The organism is Streptomyces sp. NPDC001549, from assembly GCF_042894025.1.
GTDB classification, from domain to species: domain Bacteria; phylum Actinomycetota; class Actinomycetes; order Streptomycetales; family Streptomycetaceae; genus Streptomyces; species Streptomyces kutzneri.
On record NZ_JBIAVJ010000007.1, the window covers coordinates 51,340 to 61,806 of the forward strand.

Here is a 10,467-nt window from a genome sequence, read left to right on the forward strand (position 1 = left end):
TTCAGCAGGTGCGCCGAAGGGCTGCCGTGCGTCACCTTCAACCCGGACGGGCTGCGGCCGGCGGCCTCGTGATCCCGGAACGGGAGGGGCTCAGAGCCAGCCGACCTGGGTGACGAACATGGCGACGACGACCACGAGGGTCCAGCCGAGCACGTGCTCCAGCCAGGTGGAGTCGTCCTTGGGGCCTCCGGTCCGGACGAGGTCCCGGGGAGCGGCGATGGGGGCGGCGCTGTCGGCAGTCATGGCGTCCAATGTGCCAGCGTTCGCGGCTTTCGCGGTAGGGACGTCACGGGTGGCATGCGTCACGCAAACCCCGACATACAGGGACAGGGCCAGGGCCTCGGCGACAGACGGCCGGGCCCCGACCTCCTCGGACGGGACCCGGCGCGCTCATTCATCCGGCGCCTCCTCCGGCGCCCCGGTCAGGCGCGGGACTCACGGTCGCGGCTCGCCATGCCCGCCATCGCGAGGCCGAGACACAGGGCGACACCTCCGGCGATCACATTGCTGACCACCGTTCGCGTCGTGTCCATCTCACCGGCGATGGCCCACGGGGCGATGATCGTCCACGCACCGAGGGCGACCGCCGTCCACGCCATCGCGTGGGTGCGCTCGTAGGCGGAACCCAGCCCGCTCATGCACAGGCAGAAGGCCAGGCCGGCGATCAGGTTGTTGATGGCCAGCGGGGTGAGGCCGCTGAACCCGACGATCCACGGCGAGGCGGCCAGGTACAGGCCCGTGATCAGGGCCAGTGCTTCGACTGCCTGCGCCCGGGGAGTGCTGGTCACCCGCTCGAACCGAGTGCGCATCTCGGCGAGGTCGGGGTGGTGCTCGATGCTGGGATGGGTGGTCATGGCCGGCCGCCTCCTACTGAGAAGCCTTTATGTGCCATTTACCCCCTATATTCCGCTTATCCGTACCGCTTGGTCAACGGGGAATTTGGCGGCATGCTCACAGCACCCCCACCGCCCGCAGCGCCCGGAACTGCGTCCGGCTCAGACGGGCCGGCGCGTAGAGGTAGCAGATGCCGCCGGAGCCCGAGGTGACCTTGCCGGAGACCCCCACGCGCTGGGTGCGCAGCCAGATGTTCTCCCACTCGGCACGCTTGTAGACGCGGCGCACGGCGGGGTTGTCCGGCGAGTTGGGGTCGTTCGCGATCACGTCCCCGGCGGCGGTGAAGCCGATGACGGTCATCAGGTGGCCGGCGGTCCCGTAGCCCGCGCCCGTGAGCTCGTCGGGGCGGAAGGACTGGGAGGTGATGGCCGGGATGCCGGACCGGACCAGGGTTTCCAGGTCGGTCAGGGAGGTGAGGCGGGTGACGACCCCGGCCAGCCCGCGGTAGGTGGCGGCGTACGCGGCGTTGAAGGGCCAGTTGCCGCAGCCCTTGTAGGCGGCGTCGTAGGTGGAGCGGGCCGCGTGGCAGATCTGCGGGTCGGAGTACTTCGGGTCGACCCAGGTCAGGGCGGAGGGGGCGGCCCTGCCGCCCCAGTACTCGATGATCATCTGCGAGGAGGTGGGGCTGCACCAGGCCTCGCCGCCGTTGTCGTACTCGGGGTAGCGGCCGGTGTGGACCTCCTGCGAGTAGCGCGGGACGTTCAGCTCGTGGGCCGTACGGGAGGGGACGGAGGGCGGGACGGTGAAGCGGTCCGGGACGTCGGAGACCATGGCGCCCGCGAGCCGCACGGTGGGACCGTGCTGGGCGCCGGGCCTGCGGTGGAGGGTGAGGCGCAGCTGCCAGGCCGTGATCCGCAGGCCGGCGGTGGCGGCCGGGGCGTCGAGGGCCAGGGTGTCGGTCCAGACGGTGGACCTGCCGTCGCTCTGGCCGTCCACGGAGGTGCGGCGGATGTCTGCGTCACCGGAGGCCCAGCGGCCCATCACGTACCAGGGGGTCTCGGTGCCGTCGGTATAGGTGCCGCGCAGTTCGATCTGGATCCAGGTCCCGGCCGGGGTGCGGGCGTTCCAGGAGGCGATGGCCTCGGTGGCGGGCACGGTGGAGCGGTGCACGGGGGAGGTCCAGGTGGCGTACTCCCAGGTGCTCTTGCGGCCGGTGTGCGAGTCGTCGTACTCGGTGCGGCCGACGGCCGTCGCGATCTCCAGGCCGGGGCGGGCGCCGCCGACGGCGGTGGTGCCCCGGTGGGTGCCGGCGAGCCAGTGGCCGTAGGAGTACCAGAAGCGGTTGTCGACGGTGCGGCCCGGTGTCCGTGGGGCGGGAGGGGTGGGCGGAGTGGGAGGGGCCGCCGAGGCGCTGCCGCCGGAGACGGTGGCGGCGGTGGCCGCGGTGGCGACCGCGAGAGCCGCGACGAGTACGGCCCTGCGCGGCGTGGGTTCGGTCATCGCGTGTTCCCCCAGGGTGGGTCGGTACTTCGGTGGCTCTCGGGTGGCATCCGGCATCACCCTTCCAGTTCCCGGCGGCGGCGGCCCGAAGCCACGGGTCGTGTCGGGCCTGTCTACGCTGGTCGGGTGGAGTCACAGCAGTCACTTGAGTCACTCGCCCGGGAGCTCGCCGCCCTGCCGCCCTCCCTCGGTCCGGTGCGCCTGATCGGGATCGACGGGCACGCCGGATCCGGGAAGAGCACCTTCGCGGGGCGGCTCGCCGGGGCGCTGGGGGCGCCCGTGCTGCACCTGGACGACGTGGCCACCCACGAGGAGCTGTTCGGCTGGGAGGAGCGGCTGCGCGCGCAGGTGCTGGAGCCGCTCGCCGCCGGACGGCCCGCGCACTGGGCCCCGTACGACTGGGTGGAGCGCCGGTTCGGGCCGGAGCGGGTGCTGGAGCCGGCGCCGGTGCTCCTGGTCGAGGGGGTCGGAGCGGGGCGGGCGGCGCTGCGGCCGCGGCTGGCGCGGCTGCTGTGGATGGAGACGCCGCGCGAGCAGTCCTGGCAACGGGGCCGAAACCGGGATGGGCGTGAACTTTCCGACTTCTGGGACGGATGGGAGCGCGCGGAGCGCGCGCACTTCTCCAACGACCCTTCGCGCCCCTTCGCCGACACCCTGGTACGCCAGAGCGGTACGGGATACGAGTGGTCTTCCGGGGCCCGTGCGACCGCAGGAACCTCCGCTTCCGTCACCAGGAGTGACGAACTCCCCCGGGCCTGAACGCCCCCGGAAATCCGCTCCGCCGGGGGCCAGGCCGACCCGCTTGACCTGGGGCCCGCAGCGGCCTTACGTTCTCAATGCGAGGCCTTTACCGGCCGCCGCGGACACGAAGCCCCCGGTTGTTCCCCCGTGATCGGGGGCTTCGTTCTGCCCGCGAACCCCCTCCCCGGCGGTGTCACGCGAGGCCGATCCACCCCGATTCTTCACCCTGAGTCACCGGCCGCCCCAGGGGCGCACGCCGGAACCGGACCTGTCGCGCCCTACGTAAGGTGCGTGACCGCAGGTACGATGCAGCCCTGATTTCATCGGCGCAGTGGGCAACTCATGTGCTCGTCACGGAGGTTGCCGCGCACCACGGGGGCGGGCTTGTGGGGGACGTGATGGATTTCGGCACGCCGGGCAGCATGCACGCCCCGGCCGAACTCGCCTGGCTGCGCGGGGTCGACGCCTGCACCATGGGCGCCTATCCGCAGGCCGAGGAGGAGTTCCGGGCGGCCGTACGACTCGACCCCTCCATGGCTGACGCATGGCTGGGCCTGCACGCGCTCCGGGTCGACACCGGAAACGCGTTACTTCGCATGTACGCCCACCGGGACCGGTTCGGCGAGCAGCGCGCCCGGCATCGGCGGACGCTGAACTCCTGGTACTGGCTGGGCTGGTGGGTGCAGCCGGTGCTGGAGAGCCGGCGCGACCTGCTCCTCGCCCACGCCTCGCACTGGCTGGACGGCCGCCACGTGCCCGAGCTGGACCAGGCGCTGGCCGCACTGCCGCCGGTGGACGCCGACGCGCAGGTACGGTTCCTGCACGCCTGCCGGGCCTATCTGGTCAAGGACTGGGAGCAGCTGGTCCGGCACACCGAGCCGCTGGTCAACGATCCGCTGCTGGGCATCGAGGCCGGGCTGTTCGGCGGGATGGCCCGGGTCCGGCTGGAGATGTACGGGCAGGCGGAGCCGATGCTGGCGGCGGCACTGATGCGGTGTCGCAGCGAGCAGCCCCAGCGCAAGGAGCTGCGGTACTGGCTGGCGCGGGCGCGGGAGGGCATCGGGCGCAGTGCGGCGGCGCTGCCGCTGTACCGGGCGGTGCACCGGGTGGATCCCTCGTTCATGGACACCGCGGCCCGGCTGACGGCCATCGAGGACAGCGACGACACCGACGGCGTGGCCGATCTGGCGGGCCTGGCGGGGTACGCCGCGTACGGGGGCTACAGCGGGCACGGCCCGTCCCCGGCCGGCGGGGACTTCGCGGCGGTCGCGCTGGGCGGCGGGCCCGTCCAGGACATCGCGGCGGACGGCCAGGTGGAGCCCGATCCGCTGGCTCCGCCCACTCCCCCGGCGGGACGCGCGGAGGGGGCGCGGCGCAAGGCGCCGGTCCCGCCGCAGGGCACGCCCGAGGGGCTGCCGGCCGGGCCGGCGGACCCGGCGGCGCTCGCCGAGGCGCTGGCGGAGCTGGAGCGGATGGTGGGCCTGGAGCCGGTCAAGCGGCAGGTGAAGGCGCTCTCGGCGCAGCTGCACATGGCACGGCTGCGGGCGGGTCAGGGGCTGCCGGTGCAGCCGCCGAAGCGGCACTTCGTGTTCTCCGGCCCCTCCGGAACGGGCAAGACGACGGTGGCCCGGATCCTGGGCCGGGTCTTCTACGCGCTGGGGCTGCTCGGCGGCGACCACCTGGTGGAGGCCCAGCGGGCCGACCTCGTGGGCGAGTTCCTCGGGCAGACGGCGGTGAAGGCGAACGAGCTGATCGATTCGGCGATCGGCGGGGTGCTGTTCGTGGACGAGGCCTATTCGCTGTCGAACTCGGGCTACAGCAAGGGCGACGCGTACGGCGACGAGGCCCTGCAGGTGCTGCTGAAGCGGGCCGAGGACAACCGGGACCACCTGGTGGTGATCCTGGCGGGCTACCCGGCCGGGATGGACCGGCTGCTGGCCGCCAATCCGGGGCTGTCCTCGCGCTTCACCACCCGGGTGGACTTCCCCAGCTACCGGCCGCTGGAACTGACCGCGATCGGCGGGGTGCTGGCGGACGCGAACGGGGACCACTGGGACGAGGAGGCGCTGGAGGAGCTGCGCAGCATCAGCGCTCACGTGGTGGAGCAGGGCTGGATCGACGAGCTCGGCAACGGCCGCTTCCTGCGGACCCTGTACGAGAAGAGCTGCGCGTACCGGGACCTGCGGCTGGCGGGCTTCGCGGGTGAGCCGTCGCGGGACGACCTGTCGACGCTCCGGCTGCCGGACCTGATGCAGGCCTACGGGGAGGTCCTGTCGGGCCGCGGCCCCCAGGAACGGCCGGATCCGCCGGCGTTGTAGGGGCCGGTCAGGGGAGGGCGCTGCGCGGGCCGTTCCCCGGGGCTCCTCCCCGGATCCCGTGCCTCGAACGCCGGCGGGGCTGATGGTGCAGCCCGTCCGGCGTTCGAGACCGGCATTTTCCGCCTGGTCGGCTACACGCGGCCCGCCGGGACCCGGTGAGCCGGGTCGCGGACCTCGCCGACCAGCATTTCGAGGACGTCCTCCAGGGCGACCAGGCCGAGGACCCGGCCCCCCGGGTCCGCGACCTGCGCGAGGTGCGTGGCGTCCCGGCGCATGACGCTGAGTGCGTCGTCCAGCGGGACGGTGGCGCACAGCGTGGTCATCCGGCGCCAGACGCGCTGCGGGACGGCCCGCTCCCGGTCCTCCAGGTCCAGTACGTCCTTGACGTGCAGGTAGCCCATGAAGGCGCCGCTGTCGGCACGGACGGGGAAACGGGAGTAGCCGGTGCGCACGGTCAGCTGCTCGATCTGCCGCGGGGTCACCGCCGGGCCGACCGTGACCAGCCGGTCCGGGCCGAGGAGGACGTCGGTGACGGGGCGGCTGCCCAGTTCCAGCGCGTCCTCCAGCCGCTCCTGCTCGACCGGCTCCAGGAGCCCGGCCTGCCGGGAGTCCTTGAGGAGCCGGCCCAGCTGGGCGGAGGTGTAGACGGCCTCGACCTCGTCCTTGGGCTCCACCTTGAAGAGCTTCAGGACGAGCTTGGCGCAGGCACCGAGCGCGGTGGTGACCGGCCCGCACAGGCGGGCGAAGGCGACCAGGCCGGGGCTGAACCACAGGGCGGTCTTCTCGGGGGCGGCCATGGCCAGGTTCTTCGGCACCATCTCGCCGATCACCAGGTGCAGGAAGACCACGGCGGTGAGCGCGAACGCGTAGCCGAGCGGGTGGATCAGGCCCTGCGGTACGTGGACGGCGTGGAAGACGGGCTCCAGCAGCCGGGCCACGGTGGGCTCGGCGACCGCGCCGAGGGTGAGCGAGCACATGGTGATGCCGAACTGCGCGGCGGCCATCATGCGGGGCAGGTTCTCCAGGCCGTGGAGCACCTGGCGGGCCCGCTTGGAGTCGGCCGCGAGGGGCTCGATCTGGCTGCGCCGTACGGAGACGAGCGCGAACTCGGCGCCGACGAAGAATCCGTTGGCGAGGACCAACAGCAGGGCGAAGAGGAGCTGGAGCGCGTTCATCGGGCGGCGCCTTCCAGCTCGGCCCGCTGCGGTTCGAGTACGGCCGCGCCGTCGGCCGCGGACGCGGGCCGGTACGCGCCGGCCGCGGGCACCGCCGCCAGCCGGACCAGCCGGACCCGCTCGGCGCGGTTGCGGCCGACCCGGCGGACGGACAGCTTCCAGCCGGGGAGTTCCGCGCGGTCCCCGGGGGCGGGGATCCGGCCGAGGAGGTCGGCGACGAGGCCGGCGACGGTCTCGTACGGGCCTTCGGGCACTTCCAGGCCTATGCGGCGCAGGGTCTGGACCCGGCAGCTGCCGTCGGCCTCCCAGGAGGGGCGGCCGTCCTCGGCCGGGACGGCGGCCAGTTCGGGGGTCTCGTCCTCGGCGAAGTCGTGCTCGTCGCGGACCTCGCCGACGAGTTCCTCCACGATGTCCTCCAGGGTGACGACGCCGGCGGTGCCGCCGTACTCGTCGACGACCACGGCCATCGGCTGCTCGCTGCGCAGCCGCTCCAGCAGCGGCTGCACCGGCAGGGAGCCGGGCACCAGCAGCGGGGCGACGCAGATCCCGCTCACGCTCGTGCGGTCGCGCTCGGACTCGGGCACGGCGAGGGCGTCCTTGAGGTGGACGACGCCGGTGATCTCGTCGATGCGGTCGCGGTAGACCGGGAAGCGGGACAGGCCCGTGGCGCGGGTCAGGTTGAGCACGTCGGCCGCGGTGGCCGTGTGCATCAGGGCGCTGACCTTCACCCGGGGGGTCATGACGTGCTGGGCCGTCAGCTCGCCCAGCGAGAGGGTGCGGACGAAGAGGTCGGCGGTGTCCTGTTCGAGGGCGCCGGCCTGGGCCGAATGGCGGACCAGGGAGAGCAGCTCGCCGGGGGTCCGGGCGGAGGCCATCTCCTCGGTCGGTTCCACGCCGAGCGCCCGCACGAGGCGGTTGGCCACGGCGTTGAGACCGGCGATGACCGGGCGGAAGGCGCGGGAGAAGGCGTGCTGGGGGCCGGCGACGAAGCGGGCCACCTGGAGCGGCCGGGAGACCGCCCAGTTCTTCGGGACGAGCTCGCCGACGACCATCTGGACGGCGGAGGCGAGCAGCATGCCGATGACGACGGCGACGCCGGGGACGGCTCCCTTCGGCAGGCCGGTCGCCGCGAGCGGCCCGGCCAGCAGTGCGGCGAGGGCGGGCTCGGCGAGCATGCCGACCACGAGGGAGGTGATGGTGATGCCGAGCTGGGTGCCGGAGAGCTGGAAGGACAGCTCCCGTAGGGCCTTGACCACCGTGCGGGCACGGCGGTCTCCGTCGGCTGCGGCGCGTTCGGCCTCGGCCCGCTCCACGGTGACGAGACCGAATTCGGCGGCCACGAAGAAACCGTTGGCGAGGATGAGGGCGAAGGCCGCTGCGAGCAGAAGTAGCGGGATGGTCATGCCGCCGCCTCCGAGGGGAGGGCGGCGCGGGTACTACCGGACGATCCGTCCATTGCTGGAGGGAGTCACTCCTCAGGTCGCAGGTGCCCGCGGGCCACGAGGTCCCGGGGCCGATGGGAGGGCGCACAGCTGCGCCCCGCCACCAGGGTAGTCATTGAGATCCCGGCCGCAACGGTACGCAGCCGTGGGGATCGGGCGACTCAGTGGTCGCCGGTGCCCGTTCCGTGGGTTTCGGCCAGGGCGCGCAGGGCGCGGGCGTCGCCGATCGCCTGCTGCTTGGCGATGCCCGGCTGGATGCCGAGGGCGGGCAGGCTGGTGCCGTCGCTGAGGTCGAGGAACACCCACGGGTCGCCCGGGCGGAGGTTGACCCGCAGGATCTGGGCCCACTCCAGGCGGCGGGTGTTGGTCAGGTTGACGACCGTGACGCCGGACTCGTCCGCGACCACCTTGGGGCGGCTGAGCAGGACGAGTACGGAGCTCAGCAGGACGGCGGTGAAGACGAAGCTGATCCGCTCGCCCGGGCTGAGGTTCTCCAGCAGCAGGGCGATCGCCGTGATGGTGGTGAACATGGCGAGGCCGACGCCCAGCAGGACGACCCGGGTGCGGGTCGGCCGGAAGGTGACCGGCAGGGCGGGTGGGGCGGGCTGGGCGGCGGACTCGGCCATGGTGGTGCCTTCTGGGGGTGGCGTGCGGGGGGGCGGTCGGCGTGCCGGGGTGCGGCACGCCGGTCGTCCCTAGAGGCGGCAGGCGTGGATCGAGGTGGTGAGGATCGCGCGCGCGCCGAGCTCGTACAGGTCGTCCATGATCCGCTGCGCTTCCTTGGCGGGGACCATCGCGCGGACGGCGACCCAGCCCTCGTTGTGCAGCGGGGAGACGGTCGGCGACTCCAGGCCGGGGGTGAGGGCGACCGCGCGCTCCAGGTGCTCGGCGCGGCAGTCGTAGTCCATCATCACGTAGCTGCGGGCCACCAGGACGCCCTGCAGACGGCGCAGGAACTGCTGGACCTGCGGGTCGTCCGCGTCGGCGCCGTTGCCGCGGATGACGACGGCCTCGGAGGTGAGGATCGGCTCGCCGATGACCTCCAGGCCGGCGTTGCGCAGGCTGGTGCCGGTCTCGACGACGTCCGCGATGATCTGGGCGACGCCGAGCTGGATGGCGGTCTCGACCGCGCCGTCGAGGTGCACGACGGAGGCGTCGATGCCCTTCTCGGCGAGGTGCTTGGCGACGATTCCCTCGTACGAGGTCGCGATCGTCATCCCGCTGAAGTCCTCGGGACCGTTCGCCGTGCCGGGGGTGGTGGCGTAGCGGAAGGTGGAGCGGCCGAAGTTCAGCGGCAGGATCTCCTCGGCGCTGGCGCCGGAGTCGAGCAGCAGGTCGCGGCCGGTGATGCCGATGTCGAGCTTGCCGGAGGAGACGTAGATCGCGATGTCCTTGGGGCGGAGGTAGAAGAACTCCACCTCGTTCTCGGGGTCGACGACCACGAGCTCCTTGGACTCCTTGCGCATCCGGTAGCCGGCCTCATGGAGCATCGCCGACGCCGGTCCGGAGAGTGAACCCTTGTTGGGGACGGCGATGCGCAGCATGGGGCTTCCTTTGGTGCGTGGATTACGGGATTACGGGCGGGTGTGCGTGCCGGACTCAGAGGTGGGCGTAGACGTCGTCGAGGGAGATCCCGCGCGCCACCATCATCACCTGGACGTGGTAGAGCAGCTGGGAGATCTCCTCGGCGGCGGCTTCCTTGCCCTCGTACTCGGCGGCCATCCAGACCTCGGCGGCCTCCTCGACGACCTTCTTGCCGATGGCATGGACGCCCTTGTGGACGAGCTCGGCGGTGCGGGAGGTGCTGGGGTCGCCTTCGGCGGCCTTGCGCTGGAGCTCGGTGAAGAGCTCCTCGAAGGTCTTGGGGGTCTTGTCAGCCATGATGGTCCTCAGAATACGGGGTTCCCCGTCGCCACTCAGCGCCAGGGTTCGCTGACGGTCCGCAGGGTCATGGCGGTGGAGACGGCGGCGGTGACCGCTTCGTGCCCCTTGTCCTCGTTCGACCCCTCAAGCCCGGCGCGGTCCAGCGCCTGCTCGTCGTTGTCGCAGGTCAGTACTCCGAAGCCGACGGGGACTCCGGTGTCGATCGACACCTGTACCAGGCCCTGGGTGACGCCCTGGCAGACGTAGTCGAAGTGCGGGGTGCCGCCGCGGATGACCACTCCGAGGGCGACGATGGCATCGTAACCGCGACCGGCCAGTACCTTCGCCACGACCGGGAGCTCGAAGCTGCCGGGGACCCGGAGCAGGGTGGGCTCGTCGATGCCCAGCTCGTGCAGGGCCCGCAGGGCTCCGTCGACCAGTCCGTCCATGACCTTCTCGTGCCACTGGGCCGCGATCACGGCGACTCGGAGGTCTCCGCAGTTCTTCACGCTCAGTTCGGGTGCGCCCTTGCCGCTCACAGCTCTGCTCCTCGGTGGTTCGTGATGGGTGGGGTGGGTGGATGTGTGTACGGGT

11 protein-coding genes are annotated in these 10,467 nt (G+C 72.3%); 2 read left to right on the forward strand and 9 right to left on the reverse strand.

Features of this window, described 5'->3' with window-relative positions; translation table 11 throughout:
* Positions 1–90: 90 nt before the first annotated feature.
* The 3 genes from ACFY04_RS14170 to ACFY04_RS14180 all read right to left on the reverse strand — a co-directional run bounded on the left by ACFY04_RS14170 (position 91) and on the right by ACFY04_RS14180 (position 2,334).
* Positions 91–243, reverse strand: a complete 153-nt coding sequence (locus ACFY04_RS14170) for an SCO1431 family membrane protein (protein WP_189748327.1) — start codon at positions 241–243, stop codon at positions 91–93.
* Between the two features lie 179 nt (positions 244–422).
* The gene (locus ACFY04_RS14175) at positions 423–854 is read right to left on the reverse strand and encodes an SPW repeat protein (protein ID WP_314253709.1); all 432 of its coding nucleotides are present in this window, start codon (positions 852–854) and stop codon (positions 423–425) included.
* 97 nt (positions 855–951) lie between these two features.
* Complete coding sequence (locus ACFY04_RS14180; protein WP_389116615.1) at positions 952–2,334, reverse strand: peptidase C39 family protein; 1,383 nt, start codon at positions 2,332–2,334, stop codon at positions 952–954.
* Positions 2,335–2,460: 126 nt separating this feature from the next.
* Between ACFY04_RS14180 and ACFY04_RS14185 the strand changes: the two genes are divergently transcribed.
* A complete protein-coding gene (locus ACFY04_RS14185) occupies positions 2,461–3,093 on the forward strand; it encodes a uridine kinase (protein WP_389116617.1) in 633 nt (210 codons plus the stop codon).
* Positions 3,094–3,473: 380 nt separating this feature from the next.
* Positions 3,474–5,393 carry an AAA family ATPase gene (locus ACFY04_RS14190; RefSeq protein WP_389116619.1) on the forward strand — a complete coding sequence of 640 codons (1,920 nt, stop codon included), beginning with the start codon at positions 3,474–3,476 and terminating at the stop codon, positions 5,391–5,393.
* A gap of 131 nt (positions 5,394–5,524) precedes the next feature.
* On the opposite strand, the gene ACFY04_RS14195 is transcribed toward ACFY04_RS14190, so the two are convergent.
* From ACFY04_RS14195 to ribH, 6 genes are all read right to left on the reverse strand, one after another.
* Positions 5,525–6,568: a hemolysin family protein gene (locus tag ACFY04_RS14195; RefSeq protein WP_314253701.1), complete on the reverse strand. Its 1,044-nt coding sequence runs from the start codon at positions 6,566–6,568 to the stop codon at positions 5,525–5,527.
* Entirely contained in the window at positions 6,565–7,971 is a 1,407-nt protein-coding gene (locus ACFY04_RS14200; protein WP_389116621.1) for a hemolysin family protein, read from the reverse strand. The genes ACFY04_RS14195 and ACFY04_RS14200 overlap by 4 nt, the downstream gene beginning before the upstream one ends.
* 200 nt (positions 7,972–8,171) lie before the next feature.
* The gene (locus ACFY04_RS14205) at positions 8,172–8,636 is read right to left on the reverse strand and encodes a PH domain-containing protein (RefSeq protein ID WP_389116622.1); all 465 of its coding nucleotides are present in this window, start codon (positions 8,634–8,636) and stop codon (positions 8,172–8,174) included.
* A 69-nt stretch (positions 8,637–8,705) separates the two neighbouring features.
* Entirely contained in the window at positions 8,706–9,554 is an 849-nt protein-coding gene (hisG, locus tag ACFY04_RS14210; protein ID WP_301372455.1) for an ATP phosphoribosyltransferase, read from the reverse strand.
* Between the two features lie 55 nt (positions 9,555–9,609).
* Positions 9,610–9,891: a phosphoribosyl-ATP diphosphatase gene (locus ACFY04_RS14215; protein ID WP_030774590.1), complete on the reverse strand. Its 282-nt coding sequence runs from the start codon at positions 9,889–9,891 to the stop codon at positions 9,610–9,612.
* Positions 9,892–9,926: 35 nt separating this feature from the next.
* On the reverse strand, positions 9,927–10,412 hold the full coding sequence (gene ribH, locus ACFY04_RS14220; RefSeq protein WP_007262951.1) for a 6,7-dimethyl-8-ribityllumazine synthase: 486 nt from the start codon (positions 10,410–10,412) through the stop codon (positions 9,927–9,929).
* Positions 10,413–10,467: the final 55 nt, after the last annotated feature.